Origin of the sequence: Hephaestia mangrovi (genome assembly GCF_019880555.1) — a bacterium.
Taxonomy (GTDB): Bacteria; Pseudomonadota; Alphaproteobacteria; order Sphingomonadales; family Sphingomonadaceae; genus Sphingomonas; species Sphingomonas mangrovi.
On record NZ_JAINVU010000003.1, the window covers coordinates 528616 to 550751 of the forward strand.

Annotated in this window: 21 protein-coding genes; 7 read left to right on the forward strand and 14 right to left on the reverse strand. The window is 66.6% G+C overall.

The window, feature by feature from the left end; all coding sequences use genetic code 11:
- Positions 1-100: 100 nt before the first annotated feature.
- The 4 genes from rplT to K7G81_RS09910 form a co-directional block, all read right to left on the reverse strand.
- The gene (gene rplT / locus K7G81_RS09895) at positions 101-466 is read right to left on the reverse strand and encodes a 50S ribosomal protein L20 (protein ID WP_223030576.1); all 366 of its coding nucleotides are present in this window, start codon (positions 464-466) and stop codon (positions 101-103) included.
- 14 nt (positions 467-480) lie between these two features.
- Positions 481-684, reverse strand: a complete 204-nt coding sequence (gene rpmI / locus K7G81_RS09900; RefSeq protein ID WP_223030577.1) for a 50S ribosomal protein L35 — start codon at positions 682-684, stop codon at positions 481-483.
- 193 nt (positions 685-877) lie between these two features.
- Positions 878-1429, reverse strand: a complete 552-nt coding sequence (locus K7G81_RS09905; protein WP_223030578.1) for a hypothetical protein — start codon at positions 1427-1429, stop codon at positions 878-880.
- 56 nt (positions 1430-1485) lie between these two features.
- Positions 1486-2388, reverse strand: a complete 903-nt coding sequence (locus K7G81_RS09910; RefSeq protein ID WP_223030579.1) for an SDR family oxidoreductase — start codon at positions 2386-2388, stop codon at positions 1486-1488.
- A 97-nt stretch (positions 2389-2485) separates the two neighbouring features.
- Here K7G81_RS09910 and K7G81_RS09915 point away from each other — a divergent pair, with 97 nt between their 5' ends.
- The 3 genes from K7G81_RS09915 to K7G81_RS09925 all read left to right on the forward strand — a co-directional run bounded on the left by K7G81_RS09915 (position 2486) and on the right by K7G81_RS09925 (position 5575).
- Positions 2486-3310 (forward strand): helix-turn-helix transcriptional regulator, encoded by an 825-nt coding sequence (locus K7G81_RS09915; RefSeq protein WP_223030580.1) that lies wholly within the window; start codon positions 2486-2488, stop codon positions 3308-3310.
- Positions 3311-3374: 64 nt separating this feature from the next.
- A complete protein-coding gene (locus tag K7G81_RS09920; protein ID WP_223030581.1) occupies positions 3375-4955 on the forward strand; it encodes a lysine--tRNA ligase in 1581 nt (526 codons plus the stop codon).
- Positions 4956-5014: 59 nt separating this feature from the next.
- Positions 5015-5575 (forward strand): 2'-5' RNA ligase family protein, encoded by a 561-nt coding sequence (locus K7G81_RS09925; RefSeq protein WP_223030582.1) that lies wholly within the window; start codon positions 5015-5017, stop codon positions 5573-5575.
- A gap of 20 nt (positions 5576-5595) precedes the next feature.
- Here the strand turns inward: K7G81_RS09925 and K7G81_RS09930 are convergent, their stop codons facing one another.
- Positions 5596-7125, reverse strand: coding sequence for a DUF389 domain-containing protein (locus K7G81_RS09930; protein ID WP_223030583.1), 1530 nt, complete (start codon positions 7123-7125; stop codon positions 5596-5598).
- 70 nt (positions 7126-7195) lie between these two features.
- Between K7G81_RS09930 and nhaA the strand changes: the two genes are divergently transcribed.
- Together nhaA and K7G81_RS09940 are read left to right on the forward strand one after the other, a co-directional pair.
- Positions 7196-8389 carry a Na+/H+ antiporter NhaA gene (gene nhaA, locus K7G81_RS09935; RefSeq protein ID WP_223030584.1) on the forward strand — a complete coding sequence of 398 codons (1194 nt, stop codon included), beginning with the start codon at positions 7196-7198 and terminating at the stop codon, positions 8387-8389.
- Complete coding sequence (locus K7G81_RS09940; RefSeq protein ID WP_223030724.1) at positions 8389-9393, forward strand: histone deacetylase family protein; 1005 nt, start codon at positions 8389-8391, stop codon at positions 9391-9393. The genes nhaA and K7G81_RS09940 overlap by 1 nt, the downstream gene beginning before the upstream one ends.
- Before the next feature lie 254 nt (positions 9394-9647).
- On the opposite strand, the gene rbfA is transcribed toward K7G81_RS09940, so the two are convergent.
- The 7 genes from rbfA to rimP form a co-directional block, all read right to left on the reverse strand.
- Positions 9648-10058: a 30S ribosome-binding factor RbfA gene (rbfA, locus tag K7G81_RS09945; RefSeq protein WP_223030585.1), complete on the reverse strand. Its 411-nt coding sequence runs from the start codon at positions 10056-10058 to the stop codon at positions 9648-9650.
- The gene (locus K7G81_RS09950; protein WP_223030586.1) at positions 10055-10435 is read right to left on the reverse strand and encodes a helix-turn-helix transcriptional regulator; all 381 of its coding nucleotides are present in this window, start codon (positions 10433-10435) and stop codon (positions 10055-10057) included. The genes rbfA and K7G81_RS09950 overlap by 4 nt, the downstream gene beginning before the upstream one ends.
- A gap of 4 nt (positions 10436-10439) precedes the next feature.
- Positions 10440-10682 (reverse strand): type II toxin-antitoxin system RelE family toxin, encoded by a 243-nt coding sequence (locus K7G81_RS09955; RefSeq protein WP_223030587.1) that lies wholly within the window; start codon positions 10680-10682, stop codon positions 10440-10442.
- 60 nt (positions 10683-10742) lie between these two features.
- Positions 10743-13388, reverse strand: coding sequence for a translation initiation factor IF-2 (gene infB, locus K7G81_RS09960; protein WP_223030588.1), 2646 nt, complete (start codon positions 13386-13388; stop codon positions 10743-10745).
- Positions 13385-14089 (reverse strand): DUF448 domain-containing protein, encoded by a 705-nt coding sequence (locus K7G81_RS09965; RefSeq protein WP_223030589.1) that lies wholly within the window; start codon positions 14087-14089, stop codon positions 13385-13387. Before K7G81_RS09965 ends, infB begins: the two co-directional genes overlap by 4 nt.
- Positions 14090-14151: 62 nt before the next feature.
- Positions 14152-15783: a transcription termination factor NusA gene (gene nusA, locus K7G81_RS09970; RefSeq protein ID WP_223030590.1), complete on the reverse strand. Its 1632-nt coding sequence runs from the start codon at positions 15781-15783 to the stop codon at positions 14152-14154.
- 4 nt (positions 15784-15787) lie between these two features.
- Positions 15788-16351, reverse strand: coding sequence for a ribosome maturation protein RimP (gene rimP, locus K7G81_RS09975; RefSeq protein WP_223030591.1), 564 nt, complete (start codon positions 16349-16351; stop codon positions 15788-15790).
- 266 nt (positions 16352-16617) lie between these two features.
- On the opposite strand from rimP, the gene pepF reads away from it, so the two are divergent.
- Entirely contained in the window at positions 16618-18483 is a 1866-nt protein-coding gene (gene pepF / locus K7G81_RS09980) for an oligoendopeptidase F (protein WP_223030592.1), read from the forward strand.
- 10 nt (positions 18484-18493) lie between these two features.
- Here pepF and K7G81_RS09985 read toward each other — a convergent pair whose 3' ends face one another.
- Together K7G81_RS09985 and K7G81_RS09990 are read right to left on the reverse strand one after the other, a co-directional pair.
- A complete protein-coding gene (locus K7G81_RS09985) occupies positions 18494-19462 on the reverse strand; it encodes a bifunctional helix-turn-helix transcriptional regulator/GNAT family N-acetyltransferase (RefSeq protein WP_223030593.1) in 969 nt (322 codons plus the stop codon).
- 64 nt (positions 19463-19526) lie between these two features.
- Complete coding sequence (locus tag K7G81_RS09990) at positions 19527-20579, reverse strand: mannose-1-phosphate guanylyltransferase/mannose-6-phosphate isomerase (RefSeq protein WP_223030594.1); 1053 nt, start codon at positions 20577-20579, stop codon at positions 19527-19529.
- A gap of 166 nt (positions 20580-20745) precedes the next feature.
- On the opposite strand from K7G81_RS09990, the gene K7G81_RS09995 reads away from it, so the two are divergent.
- Positions 20746-22134, forward strand: coding sequence for a TIGR03013 family XrtA/PEP-CTERM system glycosyltransferase (locus tag K7G81_RS09995; RefSeq protein WP_223030595.1), 1389 nt, complete (start codon positions 20746-20748; stop codon positions 22132-22134).
- Positions 22135-22136: the final 2 nt, after the last annotated feature.

The following is a 22136-nucleotide window of genomic DNA, read 5'->3' on the forward strand; positions in this document are numbered from 1 at the left end:
TCCGTCACATCAACCCTTTCCTGGCCGCGGTCCCGATAACGAAAAGGGCGCCGGTGGCAAACCACCGACGCCCCTATTCGTGCAGTCGCTACAGGTCGCTTCAGGCGGCCTGGGGCAACGCCGCCTTCGCCTGTGCGACGATGGCGCTAAACGCTTCGCCCTCGTGCATCGCGATGTCGGCGAGCACCTTGCGGTCGAGTTCGATGCCGGCGAGCTTCAGCCCGTGCATGAACTGGCCGTAGGTCAGCCCTTCGGCGCGGGTCGCCGCGTTGATGCGCTGGATCCACAGCGCGCGGAAGCTGCGCTTCTTCACCTTGCGGTCGCGATAGGCGTACTGGCCGGCCTTCTCGACCGCCTGCCGCGCGACGCGGATGGTGTTCTTGCGACGGCCGTAATAGCCCTTCGCCTGTTCCAGGATGTTCTTGTGCTTGGCGCGGGTGGTTACACCCCGTTTTACGCGTGCCATCTAACCAGCCTCCCTCAGTTGAGCCCGTAAGGCGCCCAGGCCTTGACGGTCGCGGTATCGGCCTTCGACAGCACCGCGGTGCCGCGATTCTGGCGGATATATTTCGCATTGTGGCTGATGAGGCGGTGGCGCTTGCCGGCCACGCCGTGCTTGATCTTGCCGGTCGCGGTGAGCTTGAAGCGCTTCTTCACACCGCTCTTGGTCTTGAGCTTGGGCATTTTCGTCTCCTCATACTAGCGCGACGATTGCAGACGGCCACGGCAGCCCATACCGGCCGGGCAGTCCCTTCTTGATCTCGCGGGAAGCGGGCCCCTTAACGGAACACGTTGCACAATGCAACCGCCGGGAATGACTCGCCGTCCATCGCCTGCCGCCGTGACGGCAGCGGCCGACACCGCTTCGCGCCGGTGGTCAGGGAACCGCGATCGGCTCCTCGATCTTCTGCGGAAAACGACCGATCACGGCCTTGGCGAGCTTGGCGGCAACGGCCGCCGGCGCACCGGCGGCGGTGCCCTGGACCTGTGCGGTCGAGGCGCTGCCGCTCCACACGGTCTGTCCGGTGTCGCGCAGCGCCAGCTCGACCGTCAGCCGCGTCACCACCAGCCCCGAAAGCTGCGTCTTGGTGGCCGGCAACGCCACGCCCAGTCGCCCCCCGCTGTAATTGGCGCCGCCGCCCGATCGGGTATCGGCGGCGACCGCGCCCCGCGCTTGCTGGGTCACCGTCACGCGCGCGATATAGCGGCCGTGGCCCTGGCCGGGCAGAATCAGGAAATTGGCGTCGGTCAACGCCGAGCCCACCGCGTCGGCGAACACCTGGTCGAGCGCCGGATGTTGGTGCTGGTCGTCGACCACCTCGACCGACGCGGTGCCCGGCGACAAAGCGGGCCCATCGCCTCCCGGCACCTGTGCCTGCGCCATTGTCGCCGCCACAAGCGCCATCCCGATCATCGCAATACGCATCATCCGGTCCTCGTCAGTCCGCCACCCCTATCGCACCGGGGCGGCGGCAAGTCACCGGATCAAATCGCTGCCACCTGCGAATAATCCATCGCCTCGAGATCGGCGATCAGGCCGGGCCCGGTCGGGTTCCAGCCGAGCCGCTCGCGAGTCAGCGCGCTCGACGCCGGCAGGTCCATCGCGGCGAACGGCGCCATCCAGCCGAAATGGGCCGGCACCTCGTCGGGCGTCAGCGATCGCGCCGGCACGCCGAGCCCGGCGGCAACCGTCTCGGCGATCGTGCGCACCTCGATCCCTTCCTCGGCGACGGCATGCCAGTGCGCGCCCGGCTTGGCGGCATTGAGCGCGAGCGCGTAGAGCTTCGCCACGTCGAGCACATGCGCCGCCGGCCAGCGGTTGCGGCCTTCGTCGACATAAGCAGCCATGCCCTTCTCGCGCGCGATCGCGACATAGGGCGTGATGAACCCCTGTTTCACCGTGTCATGGACTTGCGGCAACCGCACCACCGAGACGTTGACGCCGGCATCAAGCAGCGCGTTGCCAGTCGTTTCGGATAATGCCCGGGGATTGGGATTGTCGGCATTGAACACATCCTCCCTGGCGACATCGCCCAGCGCCGCACTGCCCATTCCGGTGCCGGAGGTGATGATGAACGGCTTGTCCGAGCCCTTGAGTGCCGCGCCCATCGCTTCGATAACGCGCTTGTCCTTCTGGCAATTCTCGACGAAGCGCGAGAAATCGTGATCGAAAGCGGTGTGGATCACCGCATCGGCCTGCTCGGCGCCCGCGCGCAGGCTGGCCGGATCCTCGAGCGTGCCGCGATGCACCTCGGCGCCGGCGGCCTCGAGTGTCCGCGCACCGGCATCGGATCGCGTCAGCCCGAGCACCTGATGACCCGCCGCCAGCAATTCGGGCACGATCCGCGAGCCGATGAAGCCGGTCGCTCCAGTGAGAAATACGCGCATGAGAAGCCTCCGATATTGTCCTCATGGCCATGTCGGGCTAGGTCACATCCTGTAAAAGTAGTGACTTTATCATGGTATAATATTCAACAGGCTGGCCATGCCCGACAATGCCCTCGGCACCTTCCTGCGCGATCGCCGCGCGCGTCTCGATCCCGCCGCCCTGGGCTTTCCCGGCGGCCGCCGCCGCACCCCGGGGCTGCGGCGCGAGGAGGTCGCGCAGCGCGCCAATATCAGCCCGACCTGGTATACCTGGCTCGAACAGGGCCGGGGCGGGGCGCCGTCGGCCGACGTGCTGGACCGGATCGCATCCGGGCTGATGCTGACCGAGCCCGAACGCGAGCATCTCTTCATCCTCGGTCTCGGCCGTTCGCCAGAGCCACGCTACCAGCGGGCCGAGGGCATCACGCCGCGCCTGCAGCGCGTGCTCGACGCCTTTCCCCATAGCCCGGCGATCATCAAGAATGCGATGTGGGACGTCATCGCGTGGAACCGTGCCGCGGCGCTGGTGCTGATGGATTATGCCGAGTTGCCGCCCGAACGCCGCAACATCCTGCGCCTGATGTTCGAGCATCGTCGCGTGCGCGACGTGCAAGAGGATTGGCGGAGCGTCGCGCGCTTCGTCGTCGGCGCCTTCCGCGCCGATGCCGCGCGCGCGGGCGCCGAGACGGCGGAGCTGGTCGCCGAGCTGTCGCGAGCCAGCCCCGAATTCGATCAGCTGTGGCGGGCGAACGATGTCGCGGGGCACGGCGAAGGGACAAAGCGCCTGCGCCATCCCGAGCTCGGCCCGATCGAGCTCGAATTCTCCCTGTTCGCAATCGACGGCCGGCCCGATCTGTCGCTGATGGTCTACAACCCGGCGACGCCGGAAACCGCCGAACGCGTGCGTGCGTTGATTGGCGAGCGCGCGCCGGGCGATGCGTAATCGCCGCCGCGGTCGGAGCGCGATGCTGGCGCTGCCGCCCCGCTTTCGCTAGACGCGCGCGATCATGACCGACGCATCCGATCTACGCACCGCCGCTCTCGAGTCCAAGGCCTGGCCCTATGAGGAGGCGCGCAAGCTGCTCAAGCGCTATCCGCAAGGCAAGCCGGGCGGCGAGGCGGTGCTGTTCGAGACCGGCTATGGCCCCTCGGGGCTGCCGCATATCGGCACGTTCAACGAGGTGCTGCGCACGACGATGGTGCGCAATGCCTTCCATACGCTCAGCGACCAGCCCACCCGGCTGATCGCGTTCAGCGACGACATGGACGGGCTGCGCAAGGTGCCGGACAATGTGCCGAACGCGGAAATGCTGCGCGAGCATATCGGCAAGCCGCTGACGCGCATCCCCGATCCGTTCGGCACGCATGACAGCTTCGCCGCGCACAACAATGCGATGCTGCGCGACTTCCTCGATCGCTTCGGGTTCGATTACGAGTTCGCCTCGTCGACCGACTATTACACCTCCGGGCGGTTCGACGATGCGCTGCGGGGCGTGCTCGGCCACTATCAGGCGATCATGGACGTGATGCTGCCGACGCTGCGCGCCGAGCGGCGAGCGACCTATTCGCCGGTGCTGCCGATCAGCCCGAAGACCGGCGTGGTGCTGCAGGTGCCGGTCGAGGTGGTCGATGCCGCGGCCGGGACGATCGCGTTCACCGACGAAGACGGCGAGCGAATCGTGCAGTCGGCGCTCGGCGGGCTTTCCAAGCTGCAGTGGAAGGTCGACTGGGCGATGCGCTGGGTGGCGCTGGGGGTCGATTACGAAATGGCCGGCAAGGATCTGATCGATTCGGTGACGCAATCGTCGAAGATCTGCCGGGTGCTCGGCGGGCGGCCGCCCGAGGGGTTCAATTACGAGATGTTCCTCGACGAGAAGGGCGAGAAGATCTCCAAGTCGAAGGGCAACGGCCTCAGCCTCGAGCAATGGCTAACCTATGGGCCGGACGAGAGCCTGGCGTTCTACATCTATCGCGAGCCGAAGAAGGCCAAGGCGCTGCACATGGGGGTGATCCCGCGCGCGGTCGACGATTACTGGCAGTTCCGGGGCAATTATCCGGGGCAGGCGATCAAGGAGCAGCTGGGCAATCCGGTCCACCACATCCATGACGGCGATGTGCCGGGCGAGGCGTTGCCGGTGACGTTCGGGTTGCTGCTCAATCTCGTCGGCGTGATGGGCGGCGAGGCGACCAAGGAACAGGTGTGGGGCTATCTCGGCAATTATGTCGAGGATGCCTCCGCCGAGACCTATCCCGAACTTGACCGACTGATCGGTTACGCGCTGGCGTACAACCGCGATTTCGTGGCGCCGACGTTGAAGCGCCGTGCGCCGGAGGGGGCGGAGATTGACGGCCTGCGCAAGCTGGATGCCGAGCTTGCCGCGTTGCCCGCCGGGGCCAGCGCGGAGGATATCCAGAACATCGTTTACGAAATCGGCAAGGCGGGCGGATTCGAGTCCTTACGCGACTGGTTCAAAGCGCTGTACGAGACGTTGCTGGGTTCGTCGCAGGGGCCGCGGATGGGCAGTTTCATCGCGCTCTACGGGATCGACAACACCCGGAAACTGATCGCCGAGGCGCTTGCCCGCTAGCGCGAATCGATCGGAACATGTATAGAACACAGGGCCACCGAGTCGGAAGGGAGGCCGCCATGTTCCATCGTGCCGTCACAGCCTCGCACCGCCTGTTTTTTGCGCTGGTGCCGCCGATCGTGCTCGCGCGTCAGGTGGCCAATGCGGCGGCGTGGTTCGATGACGAGGGTGCGCCGGTCGCCGCCGATCGGCTGCACGTCACCATGTTCATCCTCGATGATCGATATGGTGTGCCGCCGTCGCTGGTCGCGGCGCTGCGCGGCGTCGGCAGCGCGATCGCCGCGGCGCCGATCCGGCTGGTGTTCGATCGCGCCGGCGGCGGCGAACGGTCGATCGCGCTACGCCCGAGCCGACGCATTGCGCCGCTCGACGCGCTGCATCGCGAGATCGGCAGATTGTGCGCCGCGGCCGGCATCGAGGCGCGAGCGAACTACAGCTTCAGCCCGCACATGACCCTGGGCTATCGCGACGGCCGCCCGTTCAACACGCCGGTGACGCCGGTCGCCTGGACCGCGCGCGAGCTGGTGCTGGTCCACAGCCACCTCGGCCGGACCCGGCACGAACGGCTCGGTAGCTGGGCGCTCGCGGCCGCCGAACCGCAGCTCGACCTGTTCGGCTGATCTCTTGCGCGAAAACCGCTCTAATCGCTCGCGCTCGGCGCTTGCCAGCGCAGCGTCACCGTGCCCCCGGCGCCGCCCCGCGTGCCCTGGCGGACGACGGTGACGCCGGCCTTGGTCAGCGCGTCGGCGACCTGATCGGCATGGTCCTTGGGCCCGGCGACGGCGATCGGCAGGTTGAGCCGCTCGGCGCCCCAGATCGCGGTGGCGATCGCCGCCTGCCCCGCCGCGTCGGGGATCTCGCCACCGGCCTTTTCATCGGGATTGGCCCTGAACGTCACGTCGTCGAGCGCCGCTGCGGGCGGCACCAGCGTGATGCGCCAGTCGATCGCGGTCTGCGCCACGCGCGCTTCGAGCGTGCGATAGGCGGCGAGGTCCGCACCCGACAGCGGCTTGGCGGTGACCACGGCGCGATGCGCCTCGCGATCGACCAGTACCGCCGATTGATCGGTGCCGGCGACCACCGCCAGCTCGGTGGCAAGCTGCGTCACGGCATGATCGGCGGCGGCCTTCTTCTGCGCATTGGCCTGCGCCTGGGCGAGCTGTGCCGCCTCGGCATCGGCGGCGCCGGTGCCGACGCGATATTGCTCGATCGCGACCGAAACCGGCTCGCCGAGCAGCTTGCCGAGCATCATCGCGCTGTCCTTCTCGGCATCGGCGACAAGATGCGGGGTCAGCACGGTCGCCGAGACCTTGACCGGGCGCACCTTGTAATCGACGTCGATCTGGCTGATCCGAGCATTGTCGCCGAACTGGCTGGCGACGACGTCGCGCGCGTCGCGGCTCGCGGTGGTCTGCCAGGCGATGTTGCGCAGCGTGAAGCCCAGCGGAATCGCCAGCGCGATGAACACGATGGCGATCGCCACGCTCTGCAGCAAGGTCTGCTGCGGCGACAGGCGATGCGCAAAGCCGTAGAGCCGCGCCATCACCGCCGCGGTCAGCGCGATGGTCATCAGGTTGGTGAAAAAGAGGAGCAGCGCGCCCGAGAACACCGTCCAGTTGAGCGTCGCCAGCCCGAAGCCGACGACGGCCAGCGGCGGCATCAAGGCGGTGGCGATGGCGACGCCGACGATCGTGCCCTCGCGCCCGCGGATCATCGCATAGGCACCCGCCAACGCCGAGAACAAGGCGATCATCAGATCGAACAGATTGGGCTGCGTCCGCGCCGCGATCTCGCTCGTCACATTCTGCAAGGGCGACAGCATGACGACCAGGGCGCAGAACAGGATCGCGACCATCGTGCCGCCGCCCAGCGCGACGCCCGAACGCCGGATCTCCGCCGAATCGAACGTCGCGATGCCGAAGCCCAGGCCGATGATCGGCCCCATCAGCGGCGAGATCAGCATCGCGCCGATCACCACCGCCGGCGACGACAGCAGCAGGCCGAGCACCGCGATTCCCGCCGACACCAGAGTCATGAACAGATAGCGCGGGCTCCAGCCCGATTCCTCGTGGACCTTCTCCACCACGCGGACATGCTCGACCGAGGCAACGACATGATCGCGCCACCATTGGATAATCGGGTTATGCGACGGGCGGATCAGCGTGGCCATCCGGCGCTCTTTAGGGGGTTTGCGTGGCGCGCGCCACTCGATAGGCACTGGTGACGAAAGGGGATTTCGGATGGCCGAAGCAAGGCGTGCCGTGATCAGTCCGCTGCGCGACTTCCTGGCGAGCGAGGCGGCGGGCGGAATCGTGCTGATCGTCGCGGCGGCAGCGGCGATGCTGGCGGCCAACCTGCCGGCGACCGTGCATTTCTATCACGGCCTGCTCCACCTCGAGACGGGGCCGGTGCTCGCCAAACCGCTCGGCCCGATGAGCCTGCACCTGTGGATCAACGACGGGCTGATGGCGGCCTTCTTCCTGCTCGTCGGGCTGGAGATCAAGCGCGAGCTGCTCGACGGGCGGCTGTCGAGCTGGGAACGGCGGCGGCTGCCGGCGATCGCCGCGGCGGCGGGGATGGCGATGCCGGCGATCGTCTATCTCGCGATCACGCGCAGCGAGCCGGGGCTCGGCGAAGGCTGGGCGATTCCCGCGGCGACCGACATCGCCTTCGCGATCGGCGTGCTGGCGCTGCTCGGCAGTCGCGCGCCGCCCGCGCTCAAGCTGTTCCTGACGACGGTGGCGATCGTCGACGACATGGGCGCGGTGGCGATCATCGCCTTGTTCTATACCGCCAAAATCAACCTGCTTGCGCTCGCGGCAGCGGTGGCGGTGTTCGCTGCGATGCTGATCGCCGGGCGGATGGGGGTGCGGCGCAACGCCTTCTATCTGATCGGCTTCGTCGCCTTGTGGTATTGCGTCCTGCTGTCCGGCGTCCATGCGACGATCGCCGGCGTGGTCGCGGCGATGGCGGTGCCGATCCGGTCGAGCGCGCCGGGCAAGCACGATTCGCCGCTGCACCGGCTCGAGCACAGCCTGCATCCCTGGGTCGCCTTCGCGATCGTGCCGCTGTTCGGCTTCGCCAATGCCGGTGTGTCGCTGGGCGGCGCCGGGCTGGCGCAACTGCTTGCGCCATTGCCGCTCGGCGTCGCGGCGGGGCTGTTCGTCGGCAAGCAGATCGGCATTTTCGGCAGCATCTGGGCCGCAGTGAAACTGGGCATCGCCAAGCGGCCGGGCGGCGCGAGCTGGCGGGAAATCTACGGGCTGGCGATGCTGTGCGGGATCGGCTTCACCATGAGCCTGTTCATCGGCGATCTCGCTTTCGCCGATCCGGCGGCGGTCGATGCGGTGAAGCTCGGGGTGCTGCTCGGCTCGATCCTCTCGGCGCTGGGCGGGTTCCTCATCCTGCGCTTCACCAGCCGGGAGCAGGCGTGATGCGGGGCTTCTTCGATCCGCGCCAACTGGCACATGCCCCGGCCAAGGAACTGCACAATGGCGGTTTCGTCGATTATGCCGAAAAGCCGTTGCGCGCCGAGATCGTCTCCGCTGCGCTTGGCTCGCTCGATCGCCCGGCGGATCATGGCGAGGCGCCGATCCTCGCCGTTCACGATGCCGGCTATGTCGATTTCCTCAAGACCGCGCCCGAGCGCTGGGCGGCGGCGGGGCGGCCGGGCGACGTGATGGGCTATATCTGGCCGATCGTCAGGCGGCGGCCGTTGAGGCTCGACCGGATCGATGCGCTGGCCGGACAATATAGCCTCGACGCGTCGACCCCGCTCACCGCCGACACCTGGGGCGCGGCCTATTGGAGCGCGCAGAGCGTGCTTTCCGCGCTCGACGCGATCAACGACGGAGAACGCGCCGCCTTCGCCTTGTGCCGCCCGCCCGGCCATCACGCGGGCCGCGACTATCTGGGCGGCTATTGCCATCTCAACACCGCCGCGATCGCCGCGCAGGCGGCGATCGACGGCGGTATGAAGCGCGTCGCGATCCTCGATATCGACTATCACCACGGCAACGGCACGCAGGACATTTTCTGGACCCGTGGCGATGTGTTCTACGCCTCAATCCACGCCGATCCGGCGACAGACTATCCGTTCTACTGGGGCCATGCCGACGAAGTGGGCGAAGGCGCCGGCGCGGGAACCACGCTCAACCTGCCGCTGCCGCAAGGCACCGGGCTCGATACGTTCCGCGCGGCGCAGAGCAAGGCGCTTGCGGCGATTGCAGCCTTCGCGCCCGATCTCGCGATCGTCAGCTTCGGCGCGGACACCTATGTCGACGATCCGATTTCGGGTTTTGCGATCCGTACCGAGGATTACACCGGACTCGCGCGCGACATCGCCGGCTGCGGTTGGCCGGTGCTGATCGCGATGGAAGGCGGATATGCGGTCGACGCGCTCGGCGCCAATGTCGCGAGCTTCCTTGCCGGATTCTGAAGCCGGCTTCTCCACCTTTTCGCCGCTCTATTGGTGCAGCCGCTGCCGCCTGAGTTCGCGCGCGATTTTCACTTGTCGGCAGCGGCGGCGAGCCTGACGGCAAGCCTCGCGACTGGACCGCTGGCGGTGGCAATGGCGTATGTCGCGCAGGAGGCCGATGGCGGTTCGTCGGCGCCGCGACGGGACTCCATATCAACGGCAGCGCGATCGGTGGGATGACGGGATGGCTCTACGTCGGCCCGGTTGATCTGCCCCTAGTCGGCGTCGCGATCCTCGCCGTCGAGGTCGCGTGCAATTTCCGGCGAGCGCAGCAGCGCGTCGATATGGCCGCCCTCGTCGAAGCTCTCGTCGGCGAGGAACTTGAGGCGCGCGGCATATTTCATCTTCACGCGATGCGCGACCTCGCGCTGCAGATAGGCGGTGTTGGTGCGCAGCGCCTTGAGCACCGCTTCCTCGTCCTTGCCGAGCAGCGGCTTCACGAACACCGTCGCATGCCGGAGATCGGGCGACATCCGCACTTCGGTGACGCTGACCATATGCCTCGCCAGCGTCTCGTCATGCACGTCGCCGCGCTGCAGGATGTCCGCCAGGATATGCCGCACCTGCTCGCCGACCCGCAGCGTGCGGACTGATTGGGTCTCGGATGATTCTGCAGGGCGGCTCACGGTCGATCCTCGGGCAAAATATCTTCGAGTGGTACGTCCAGCGCCTCACTTAGAGCGCGCCATACTTGCATTTTAGCTCCCCTGGAGCCTCTCTCCAGATTCGAAACGCTCATATTCGTCACGCCGATTCTGGACGCCAGTTCGCCTTGCGTCAGACCTCGATACTGCCGCCAGACCTTAACCGGGCTCTCACCTGCCAAAAGCCTGTCCATGACAGACACCGGAATATATTCCTCCCCTGCCAAACGACGACGCTCCGCTTCGACCGCGGCGTCACGATCCCCGCGGTCCTCGACGGCATCAAGCAACTGGCGATATTCGTCTTCCGGAAGAACTGCCATGCGATTGCCGGCGACTTCGATGATCTGAACGGTCATGGTTTCACCTGTAAGCCGATCCTCGCGGGGCGATGTCGTCGATCCAAAGCGTGTCGGCATCGATCCGAAAGATGATCCTCCAATCCTGCACACGCAGCCGATATTCTGGACGCCCTTTCAGCTTTTTGACATTGGCGCTCAAGGCCAGTGGCTCGTCAGCGAGCTGCCCGATCTTTTCGCGGACCAGATCACGCTTGTCGCAACGCAGCAATGACCGCGCCGCCGTTCGGGAGAAGCGGATGTCCACCGCGATGGTATAATCGATGCGTTTACCAGATACAAGTGACCGGTAAACGCATCGTTTGCTTTACAGCGTCCGTTCGCGCATCTCGACTTCGAACGTCTCGAGGAAATCGCCCGGTCGGATGTCGGTGAAGTTCTGGGTGAACGTGACACCGCATTCCAGGCCGGCGCGGACTTCGGCGACATCGTCCTTGAAGCGACGCAGGCTCGCGATCTCGCCATTGTAGATGATGACGTCCTCGCGCGTGATGCGCGCCTTGAGCGCCTTGCGGATGACACCGTCGGTGACCAGCAGGCCTGCCGCCTTGCCGTGCTTGCCCGCCGAGAACACCTCGCGGATTTCGGCGCGGCCGACCACCGTTTCGAACGCCTCGGGGCCGAGCTCGCCTGCCATCCCCGACCGGATCTCGTCGATCAGATCGTAGATGATGTCGTAATATTTGAGCGCGACGCCCTGCCGCTCGGCGATCTCGCGCGCCTTGGCATTGGCGCGGACGTTGAAGCCGATGATCGGCGCACCGCTGGCGCCCGCCAACGTCACGTCGCTCTCGGTGATACCGCCGACGCCCGAATGCAGCACGCGGGCCTTGATGTCGTCGGTCGAGATCTTGTTGATCGATGCGACGATCGCCTCGACCGAACCTTGCGTATCGGCCTTGACCACCAGCGGATATTCGATCGCCTGCTTGTCCTTCAAGGCACTGAACATGCTCTCGAGGCTCGCCGGCGCCTGGGTCGTGCGCTTCTGCAGCAGTACGCCCTGGCGATATTCGGCAACCTCGCGGGCACGCGCCTCGCTCTCGACGACCTGCAGCGGATCGCCCGCCGACGGCACGCCCGAAATGCCCAGCACCTCGACCGGCACGGTCGGCCCGGCCTGCTTCACCTGCCGCCCCTTGTCGTCGATCATCGCGCGGACCTTGCCGCTCTCGGCGCCGACGACGAACACATCCCCGACCTTGAGCGTACCGCGATTGACCAGCACGGTCGCGACCGGGCCGCGGCCCTTGTCGAGCTTGGCCTCGATCACCGTGCCTTCGGCGTCGCGATCAGGATTGGCCTTCAGTTCGAGCAGCTCGGCCTGGAGCTGGATCGCGTCGATCAGCTTGTCGAGCCCGGTCTTCTTCAAGGCCGAGACTTCGACGTCCTGGACGTCGCCCGACATTTCCTCGACGATCACTTCATGCTCGAGCAACCGCTCGCGGATGCGCTGCGGATTGGCCTCGGGCTTGTCGACCTTGTTGATCGCCACGATCATCGGCACGCCGGCCGCCTTGGTGTGGTTGATCGCCTCGATCGTCTGCGGCATCAGCCCGTCGTCGGCCGCCACCACCAGGATGACGATGTCGGTGACGTTGGCGCCGCGCGCGCGCATCTCGGTGAAGGCTTCGTGGCCCGGCGTGTCGAGGAAGGTGATCTTCGACTTGTCCTTCAGCGTCACCTGGTAGGCGCCGATATGCTGGGTGATGCCGCCAGCCTCGCCCTTGACGACGTCGGTGCCGCGCAGCGCATCGAGCAGCGACGTCTTGCCGTGATCGACATGGCCCATGATCGTCACGACCGGCGGACGCGGCTTGAGCTGGTCCTCGGTATCGTCGACCGTGTCGAGCGTCAGATCAATGTCCGAATCGGACACGCGCTTAATGTTGTGGCCGAATTCGGTGACCAGCAGCTCGGCAGTGTCCTGGTCGATCGTCTGGTTGACGGTGACCGGCATGCCCATCTTGAACAGCGCCTTCACCAGGTCGGCGCCCTTCTCGGCCATGCGGTTGGCGAGTTCCTGCACCGTGATCGTCTCAGGCACGACCACGTCACGGACCTGCTTGGCCTGCGGCTCGCGCGGGCCGGTGTGATGCGAGCGACGCTCCTTTTCGCGCGCGCGCTTGAGCGCGGCGAGGCTGCGGGCGCGCGCGCCGTCATTGTCGCCGAGCGCGCGGTTGACGGTGAGCTTGCCCGAGCGGCGGCGATCGTCGCCACCGGCACCCTTGCGCTCGGGGCGATCGTTGCGCGGCGCGCGCGACGGCGCTTCGCCGCCACCACTGCGCTTCGGCGCCGCGGGCGACGACGGTGCGGCGGGATCGGCGGCGGCGGGCGCAGCGGGCTGCGGCCGGCGGGCCGGCTGCGGGCGCTGAACCGGCGTGAAGCGGCGCGGCGCCGGCATCGAATCGTCGAGCGACACGGTGCGCGGCTGCGGCGCGGGAGCCTCCTGCGCCGGTTCGCTGGCCTTGGCGGTCTCGACTTCCGGCTCGGGTGCGGGCTCGGGCGCCTTGGCAGCGTCCTCGGCCTGCTGTTCGGCGGCGCGCTTGTTCTCTTCGGCGCGACGCTTCTCTTCCTCGGCGGCCTCGGCCTTCTCGCGCTCCTCGCGGCGGCGCGCTTCCTCGGCCATCGCGAGGCGCTGTTCCTCGGCCTCGCGCAACAGGCGCGCCTGGCGCTCCTGCGGCGTCTCGTTCGAAACCGGCGGCTTGGGCGCGGGCTTCGGCGCGGCGGCGGGCACCGGGGCGGGAGCAGGCGCCGCCGTCGGGGCGGGCGTCGGCGCCGCCTCGGCCTCGCCGGGCTTGCCCAGCACGCGACGACGCTTGACCTCCACGACCACGGTGTTCGAGCGGCCATGGCTGAAGCTCTGCTTCACCTTGCCGGTCTCGACCGTGCGCTTCAGGCCCAGCGGTGCGCGGGCGCCCAGTTTCGGCTTTTCGTTATCGGTATCGCTCACTCAAAATCCTCTGTCGTCTTCTCGGCCGAACCCGCGTGCGCCCCAAGAGCCGATGCGCCGTGCGAGGCCGTTTCGCAAGGTGCCGTATCCAGGTCAGGGCCGATAAAGTGCAGCCAGCGATCGAGCGCGTCGCGCAATCGCCGGGCGGCATCGGGGTCGGTCAGGCCGCCATGTACCACATTCTCGCGGCCCAGTGCCAAGGACAATATGGCCCTTCCCACCGGAAGAACCAACCCCTTCATGTCGCTTCCTTCGGCATCGCTGCCGACGCGCCAGGCCTGATCGAGCTTTCTATTGCCGTCAACGCCGGCATCATTCGCGTGAAACAGCAGATGCAGCTTGCCCTGCCGCGCCGCCGTCTCGATCCGCTCGGAGCCGATCACCACCTTGCCCGCGCGCGCTTCGAGCCCGAGCCGGTCGAGCGCCGCCTTGCGCAGCGCCTCGGCGATGAGGTCAGGCAGATCGTCGGGAATGACGAGCGCGTTCGACTTGAACGCCCGCGCCAGCGCGCCGCGCAGCTTGCCCTTGGCGATCGCCTCTTCGAGCTCGCGCTTGCCGACCCCGATCCACGCCCCGCGCCCCGGCGCCTTGGCGCGCACGTCGGGCAGCACCTCGCCATCGGGCCCGAGCGCGAGCCGAACCAGCTCGCCCCGCGGCTCGCGCTCGCCGGAGAGGATACATTTGCGGATCGGTTCAGCCATGCGCCGCCTCCTCGCGGGAAGCGGCGATGGCGCCGATGCTGCCGGTGGCTACCCCAGCCGTCTCATTGGGAGGTTTCCGCATCCGCGTCCTCCCCGGTTTCGGCCGGCGTTTCCGCAGCAGCCGGCTCGTCCTCGAACCAGTGCGCGCGGGCGGCCATGATGATCTCGTTGCCCTGCTCATCGCTGAGGCCATATTCGGCGAGGATGCCGCCCTTGTTCTCGACCTTGGGCGCGTTCTCCGAGCGGCGCGGCGGCTGCGCGCGGCGCTTCTCGACCAGTTCGTCGGTGGCGAGATCGGCGAGATCGTCGAGCGTCTTGATCCCCGCCTTGCCGAGCGTGACGAGCATCGCCTCGGTCAGATACGGCATCGTCGTCAGCTCGTCGGATACGCCGAGCGCCTGGCGCTGCTCGCGATTGGCCTGTTCGCGGCGCTCGAGCGCCTCGGTGGCGCGGTTCTGCAGCTCGGCGGCGAGTTCCTCGTCGAAGCCCTCGATGCCGGCGATCTCGTCGGCCTCGACATAAGCGACTTCCTCGAGCGCGCCGAAGCCCTCGGCGACGAGCAGTTGCGCCAGCGTCTCGTCGACGTCCAATTCGCGCTGGAACATTTCGGAGCGCTCCATGAATTCCTTCTGGCGCTTTTCGCTGGCGTCTTCCTCGGTGAGGATATCGATCGCCTTGCCGGTTAACTGCGAGGCGAGACGGACGTTCTGGCCGCGGCGGCCGATGGCCAGGCTGAGCTGATCGTCGGGCACCACCACCTCGATGCGATCCTCTTCCTCGTCGAGCACGACGCGGCTGACGGAGGCCGGCTGCAGCGCGTTGACGACGAAGGTCGCGGTGTCCTCGCTCCACGGGATGATGTCGATCTTCTCGCCCTGCATTTCCTGGACCACCGCCTGAACGCGGCTGCCCTTCATGCCGACGCACGCGCCGACCGGATCGATCGAGGAATCGTACGAAATCACGCCGATCTTGGCGCGGCTGCCCGGATCGCGCGCGGCCGCCTTGATCTCGATGATGCCGTCGTAGATTTCGGGCACTTCCTGCGCGAACAGCTTCTTCATGAAATCGGGATGCGCGCGGCTGAGAAAGATCTGCGGGCCGCGGTTTTCGCGCACCACGCGCAGGATGATGCTGCGGATGCGATCGTTGACGCGCACCACCTCGCGCGGGATCTGCGCGTCGCGCCGGATCACGCCCTCGGCCCGGCCGAGGTCGACCACGATATGGCCGAACTCGACGCGCTTGACGACGCCGGTGATGATTTCGCCGGTGCGGTCCTTGAACTCCTCATACTGGCGCTCGCGCTCGGCATCGCGGACCTTCTGGAAGATGATCTGCTTCGAGGCCTGCGCCTGGATGCGGCCGAATTCGATCGGCGGCAACGGATCGACCAGATAATCGCCGACCACCGCGCCCGGCTGCAGTTTCTGCGCGCCCTTGAGGTCGACCTGCTTGTAGATGTCGTCGACCTGTTCGACCACCTCGACGACGCGCCACAGCCGCAGATCGCCCGATTCGGGATCGAGCTTGGCGCGGATGTCCATCTCGGCGCCGTAGCGGTTCTTCGCGGCGCGCTGGATCGCCTCTTCCATCGCCTCGATGACGATCGCCTTATCGATCAGTTTTTCGCGCGCGACCGAATCGGCAATGGCGAGCAGCTCGGCCTTGTTGGCGGAAATGGCGGTGGCCATGGTGTCAGTCCTGTCCTTCCATGTCGGCGTCGTCGGACGCCTCGAATTCGTCTGCGCCCTCGCTCGAAAGCGGCGCGGTGGCGGCGAGCAGGGCGTCGGTCATCAACAGCTTCGCATCGGCGACAGCCTCGAACGCGACCCGCATCGTCTCGTGTTTCTTGACGTCGATGACGATTCTGTCGTCCTCGACTCCCTCTAATACACCCGTCAGCTGCTTGCGGCCATCGATCGGTTCGACCAGCTTCAACCGCGCCTCGTGCCCCGCCCAGTCCCGATAGTCCTGAAGCCGGGTCAACGGCCGATCGATCCCCGGCGAGCTGACCTCGAGCCGGTAGGCGCCGTCGATCGGATCGCGGCCGGCTGCTTCGAGTTCGTCGAGCTTGTCGGAAATGCGATGCGACAGTGCGCCGCAATCGTCGATGGTCAGCTGCCGCGTGTCGGGGCGCTCGGCCATCACCTGCAGCGTCGGGTCCGAAGCGCCGCCGATCATCTTGACGCGCACGAGATCGAAACCCAGCGCCTTGGCTTCGGGTTCGATGATCCGCGTCAACAGGTCGATATCGGCCATTCGGGCTCCAACAGGCATGTCCTCTTGCCGCCGGCCCCGATCGGGACCAGCCTCTGCAACGTTACCGATGTAGAGAAGGCAGGCGGGATATAGGCCGGTCGAAGACGGTTGGCAACCATCCTTGCCACCGGTCGCCCCGAGCTCGTCGAAGCGCGGTTGCCGCAAGCCGTGCTGCGACAGGCCCGGCACGAACGGAGGTGCTTTAGGCTGGCCAAACACCCGGGGCTTTGGCATCACCGCTCCATCACGAGACTTGGGGAGCTTGCATGACCGAATTGACCCGTCGCGGGGCGCTGGGCGCCGCCGTGTTCGCCGGGCTTGCCGCCGCGATGCCCGTCTGGGCGCAGGACAAGGCCACCGACGCCACCGGCGCGGCGTGGGATCTGACCGACATCTATCCGTCGGACGCCGCATGGGATGCCGCGCGCAAACAGGCGCTCGCCGCGATTCCCGGGCTGGCCCGATACAAGGGCACGCTGGGCAATTCGGCCGACGCGCTCGCCGCCGCGCTGGTCGCGCAATCCGATCTCGGCCGCACCATCGCGCGCATCTATACCTATATCAGCCTGAAGTCCGACGCCGATGTCCGCATCGCCGCGAACCAGGAAAGGCAGGCGCAGGCGATCGACCTCTACACCAAGTTCGGCGAGGCGACGTCATGGATGTCGCCGGAGATCCTGTCGGTGGGTGCGGCAAAGATCGACGGCTTTATTGCCGCCAATGCCACGCTCAAGAGCCGTTTCGATTTCTATCTCGCCAATATCCTGCGGGAAGCGCCGCATACGCTGTCGCCCGAAGGCGAGGCGCTGCTTGCCGGCACGACAGCGCCGTTTTCGGGGCCGCGCGACATTCGCAGCCAGCTCACCGCCTCGGACATGCCGTGGCCGACGATCACGCTCAGCGACGGCCAGCAGGTCCGCCTCGACGATCAGGGCTATACGCTTCACCGCGACGCCGCCGACCGCGCCGATCGCAAGGCGGTGTTCGATGCCTTTTTCGGCGAATATGGCAAGTTCCAGAACTCACTCGGCGCTAGCTATCTCACCCACGTCAAGGCCGATGTCTATACGGCCAAGGCGCGCCGCTATCCGACCAGCCTCGCCGCATCGCTGTCGGGCAACAACATTCCCGAAAGCGTCTATCGCACGCTGGTTGCCGAGACCAACAAGGGCCTGCCGCAGCTCCATCGCTATTTCGACGTGCGCCGGCGCCTGCTTAAGCTGCCCGACATCGCCTATTACGACATCTATCCGCCGCTGGTCGAACTCGACAAGCCGGAGAGCCTGGCGGAAATGCGCGCCACGGTGCTCAAGGCGCTCGCCCCGCTCGGCCCCGATTACGTCGCGATGCTGGCGAAATCGACCGCGGCGAAATGGATGGACCCGCTGCCGCGGCCGGGCAAGAAATCGGGCGCCTATATGAACCCCGGCGCCTACGACGTGCACCCGTATCTCCTGCTCAACCTGAAGCAGGATTATTCGGGCATGACCACTTATGCTCATGAATGGGGCCACGCGATGCACTCGCTGCTCGCGCAGAAAAGCCAGGTCTACGACAAGGCCGATTACCCGCTGTTCCTCGCCGAGATCGCCTCGACCTGCAACGAGCAGCTGCTCGCCGCCTATATGATCGCGCAAGCCAGGACCAAGGCGGAGAAGATCTATTATCTCGGCCAGCAGCTCGAGCAGATCCGCGGCACCTTCTATCGCCAGGCGATGTTCGCCGAATTCGAGCTCAAGGTGCACGACATGGCGGAAGCCGGCGAGGGCCTGTCGGGGGCCGCGTTCACCAGGATCTACGGCGATCTGCTGACGCGCTATTCGGGGCCGAAGATGGCGGTATCGCCGACCTATTTCTCCGAATGGGCCTATATCCCGCACTTCTATTCGAGCTTCTACGTCTATCAATACGCCACCTGTATCTCGGCGGCGTCCTATTTCGCGCGCTCGATCCTCGGTGGCGGCGCAAAGGAGCGCGACACCTATCTCGATGTGCTGAAGTCGGGCGGGTCGGACTATCCGGTCGATATCCTGAAGCGCGCCGGGCTCGATATGACGACCCCGGCGCCGTATCAGGCGGTGATCGGCGTGTTCAAGGACACGCTCGATCAGGTCGAGGCGCTGATGGCGTGACCGCGATGCGCTACCGGCCCGCATCCTTGGGCCGGTAGCGCATCGCGACGTCGCAGCGGGCATAGCGCGCGCCGAAATCGCGCATGATCGCGGCGTCATGAACGAAGCCGATCTTCTCGTAGAGATGGATCGCCGGCGCGCACGCCGAATTGGTGAGCAGATAAAGCGTCTCGGCGCCCATTTCGGCGGCGCGGTCGAGCGCGGCGCGGAGCAGGAACTCGCCAACCTTGCGGCCGCGCGCGCTTTCCAGCACGCCCATCTTGGTCAGCTCAAACTGGCGCTCGCCGGTCTTCTGCAAGGCGCAGGTGCCGACGATCCCCAGATCGGGCGTCTCGGCGAACAGGATCGCACCACCGCGATCGACGATCCGGGCGCGCGGGTTTTCCAGCACGTCGCGATCGGTCGGCTCCAGCTTGAACATCGCTTCGATCCAGGCGGCATTGATGTCGTGGAACGCCGGGGCGAGCGCGTCGGAGAAATCGCGGATCGACAGGCCGGGCGGCGCGGCGGCAGCGGCGCGCTGGTCGAGCGGGGCTTCGGCTAGCGCGCGCTCGATCGCCGCGAGTTGATCGAGCAACGGCCCGTCGAGCGGCGCACAGATCGCCGTCACCGCTGCCTCGATGCGCGGCCACACCTCGCGTTTCGATTGCGCCAGCGCGGCCTCGCCGGCCAGGGTCAGCGCGATCGTCCGACAGCGCTGGTCGGCGCGGCCGCGCGACGAGGCGACCAAGCCGAGATCGATCAGGCGCGTCACCGCCCGGGTGATCGCCGGCTGGCTCAGCCCCAACGTGTCGGCGGCCGCGCCCACCGTCATTGGGCCATAGAGATCGAGCGCGGCGAGGACCGGATATTGGCTCGGCTGGATCGGCAGGTCCGCCGCCGCCACGACGCGGGACACATCGGCCTGCATCCGCTCGCCGAGCCGCTTCAAACGGCTGCCCAGAAAAAGGTGCCCGCCATCGGCCAGAATATCCTGCATCACCCGCTCCATTACTTCGATAACGCGTTATATAGCTTGTTATCGAACGCGCGGGCAACAGCTTTTATCGCTTCATCGCCTCGATCAGCTTCTTGACCTCCTGGCTGCGGCCGCGCGGCGCGATCAGCACGTCGTTGCCCGATGCGACGACGATCAGGTCGCTGACCCCGACCAGCGAGATCCGCGGCCCGTCCGATCGCACCAGGCAATTGTTGGTGTCGATCGACAGCACTTGCCCCGCATGGGCATTGCCAGCGCCATCGAGCTGGCTCAGCGCGTGCAGCGCGTCCCAGCTGCCGACGTCGCTCCAGCCCATGTCGACCGGCACCACCGCGACGCGATCGGCCTTTTCCATCACCGCATAGTCGATCGAATCGGCAGGCGAGGCGGCGAACGCGTCGGCATCGGGCATGATCCGGCAGCCATCGCGCGCGGCGCCGTCCATCGCTGCCTGGCAAGCGACCAGCATCTCCGGCGCATGGATCGAGAGCGCGCCCAGGAACATGTCGGCGCGGAACAGGAAGATGCCGCCGTTCCAATAATGCCCGCCCGCCGCGAGCATCGCCTCGGCGCGATCGCGCGGCGGCTTCTCGACGAAGCGATCGACGCGGTGGACGCCACCGGCGATCTCCTCGCCCTCGGCGATCCAGCCATAGCCGGTTTCCGGCGCATCGGGAGCGATGCCGAAGGTGACGAGCCAGCCGTCGTTAACCAGCGGCAATGCGCGTTCGATCGCGGCGTGGAACGCCGCGACGTCCGCGATCACGTGATCCGACGGCATCACCAGCAACGGCGCCGCGCCGCCCGCCTCGATCGCCGCGAGCGCGATCGCCGGCGCGGTGTTGCGCCCCGCCGGTTCGAGGATCAATGCGCGCGGCGGCGCGCCCGCCGCTTGCAATTGCACCTCGATCGCCTCCGCATGCGCGGCATTGCCGACCACGATCGGCGGGGTAAAACGTGCTTCGTCGATCGTCCGCCGCGCGGTCAGTTGCAGCATCGTCTCGTCAGCGGTGAGCGACAGCAATTGCTTCGGCTGCTCGGGCCGTGACATCGGCCATAACCGCGTCCCCGATCCGCCGGACAGGATCACGGGCACAATACGCGGCTGATCGGTCATTCACGGTCTCCACTGCGATTTTTGCTGCTGTAGGCGAGAATCCCCGCCGGGCGAAACCCGCCACGCGGCGATTGGATGCAGCGGCGTTCAATCTTTGTTTGTCAATTTCTGCGACAGCGGTGAGCGTGTCGGAATGCTTTACACCTGGTCGAGGGCCCGCGCAGCGATGATTCGGTTGTTCAAACATTATGTGCCGAACGCCGTTCTGCTGCTCGGGTTGTTCGATATCGTGCTGCTGCTCGTCGCGGCCGAGCTCGGCTGGACGGTGCGCGCCGGCCAGATCGGCATGGCCGTCGAGCCGATCTCGACCCGTATCCCGCAACTCGCCAGCTTCGCGCTCAGCCTCGAGCTCGCGATGATCGCGGTCGGCGTCTATGGCGCCGATGCGCTGCGCTCGCTCAGGATCGCCGGCACGCGGCTGCTGATCGCGATCTCGCTCGGCACGATCTTCCTCAGCCTGATCTTCTTCCTGGTGCCGCCGCTGACCTTCTGGCGATCGAATTTGCTCTACGCGATGGGGTTTTCGATGGTGATGCTGATGGCGCTGCGCATCCTGCTCGGCAAGACGCTCGGCAGCCAGGCGTTCAAGCGGCGCATCGTCGTGCTCGGCGCCGGCGCGCGGGCGGCGCGGCTGAAGGCGCTCGCCGCCTCGCCGTCGGCCGCCTTCGTCGTGGTCGGCTATGTGTCGATGAGCGAGGCCAACCGCGTCATCCCCGAGGCGATCGCGCGCGACGCGATCTACAACCTCGCCGATCACGTCGTGCTGTTGAACGCCAGCGAGGTCGTGCTCGCGCTAGAAGAACGGCGCAATGCGCTGCCGCTCAAGGATCTGCTCAGGATCAAGACCACCGGCGTCCACGTCAACGAGATATCGACCTTCCTCGAGCGCGAGACCGGCCGCGTCGATCTCGACAGCGTCAATCCGTCGTGGCTGATCTTTTCCGACGGCTTCTCGTCGAGCCGGATGCTGTCGGCGGTGTTCAAGCGCCTGTTCGACATCACCGCCAGCCTGATATTGCTGGCGCTCACGCTGCCGCTGATCGTGCTCACCGCGCTCGCCATCAAGCTGGAAAGCAAGGGCCCCGCTTTCTATCGCCAGCGCCGCGTGGGGCTCTACAACATCGGTTTCGACATCGTGAAGCTGCGCTCGATGCGCCAGGACGCAGAGGCGCACGGCCAGGCGGTATGGGCGGAGAAGGACGATCCGCGCATCACCCGCATCGGCCGCGTCATTCGCAAGCTCCGGATCGACGAATTGCCGCAGACGTGGAGCGTGCTGAAGGGCGAGATGAGCTTCGTCGGCCCCCGCCCCGAGCGCCCGCAATTCGTCGACGATCTCGAACAGCAACTACCTTATTACGCCGAGCGTCACATGGTGAAGCCGGGCATCACCGGCTGGGCGCAGATCAACTATCCCTATGGCGCCTCGATCGAGGATTCGCGCCAGAAGCTCGAATACGATCTTTATTACGCCAAGAACTATTCGCCGTTCCTCGATCTCCTGATCCTGCTCCAGACGATCAGGGTCGTGCTGTTTCCCGAAGGCGCGCGCTGACG

What these genes read in the sequence shown, in the direction of transcription:
- K7G81_RS09905 (WP_223030578.1), bottom strand. Translation starts at nt 1,429, where the DNA reads ATGATGCGTATTGCGATGATCGGGATGGCGCTTGTGGCGGCGACAATG.
- rimP (WP_223030591.1), bottom strand. Translation starts at nt 16,351, where the DNA reads ATGGCCGATATCGACCTGTTGACGCGGATCATCGAACCCGAAGCCAAG.
- K7G81_RS09910 (WP_223030579.1), bottom strand. Translation starts at nt 2,388, where the DNA reads ATGCGCGTATTTCTCACTGGAGCGACCGGCTTCATCGGCTCGCGGATC.
- rpmI (WP_223030577.1), bottom strand. Translation starts at nt 684, where the DNA reads ATGCCCAAGCTCAAGACCAAGAGCGGTGTGAAGAAGCGCTTCAAGCTC.
- nhaA (WP_223030584.1), top strand. Translation starts at nt 7,196, where the DNA reads ATGGCCGAAGCAAGGCGTGCCGTGATCAGTCCGCTGCGCGACTTCCTG.
- K7G81_RS09950 (WP_223030586.1), bottom strand. Translation starts at nt 10,435, where the DNA reads ATGACCGTTCAGATCATCGAAGTCGCCGGCAATCGCATGGCAGTTCTT.
- K7G81_RS09995 (WP_223030595.1), top strand. Translation starts at nt 20,746, where the DNA reads ATGATTCGGTTGTTCAAACATTATGTGCCGAACGCCGTTCTGCTGCTC.
- rplT (WP_223030576.1), bottom strand. Translation starts at nt 466, where the DNA reads ATGGCACGCGTAAAACGGGGTGTAACCACCCGCGCCAAGCACAAGAAC.
- K7G81_RS09990 (WP_223030594.1), bottom strand. Translation starts at nt 20,579, where the DNA reads ATGACCGATCAGCCGCGTATTGTGCCCGTGATCCTGTCCGGCGGATCG.
- nusA (WP_223030590.1), bottom strand. Translation starts at nt 15,783, where the DNA reads ATGGCCACCGCCATTTCCGCCAACAAGGCCGAGCTGCTCGCCATTGCC.
- K7G81_RS09920 (WP_223030581.1), top strand. Translation starts at nt 3,375, where the DNA reads ATGACCGACGCATCCGATCTACGCACCGCCGCTCTCGAGTCCAAGGCC.
- K7G81_RS09915 (WP_223030580.1), top strand. Translation starts at nt 2,486, where the DNA reads ATGCCCGACAATGCCCTCGGCACCTTCCTGCGCGATCGCCGCGCGCGT.
- K7G81_RS09965 (WP_223030589.1), bottom strand. Translation starts at nt 14,089, where the DNA reads ATGGCTGAACCGATCCGCAAATGTATCCTCTCCGGCGAGCGCGAGCCG.
- K7G81_RS09925 (WP_223030582.1), top strand. Translation starts at nt 5,015, where the DNA reads ATGTTCCATCGTGCCGTCACAGCCTCGCACCGCCTGTTTTTTGCGCTG.
- K7G81_RS09930 (WP_223030583.1), bottom strand. Translation starts at nt 7,125, where the DNA reads ATGGCCACGCTGATCCGCCCGTCGCATAACCCGATTATCCAATGGTGG.
- K7G81_RS09985 (WP_223030593.1), bottom strand. Translation starts at nt 19,462, where the DNA reads ATGCAGGATATTCTGGCCGATGGCGGGCACCTTTTTCTGGGCAGCCGT.
- pepF (WP_223030592.1), top strand. Translation starts at nt 16,618, where the DNA reads ATGACCGAATTGACCCGTCGCGGGGCGCTGGGCGCCGCCGTGTTCGCC.
- K7G81_RS09940 (WP_223030724.1), top strand. Translation starts at nt 8,389, where the DNA reads ATGCGGGGCTTCTTCGATCCGCGCCAACTGGCACATGCCCCGGCCAAG.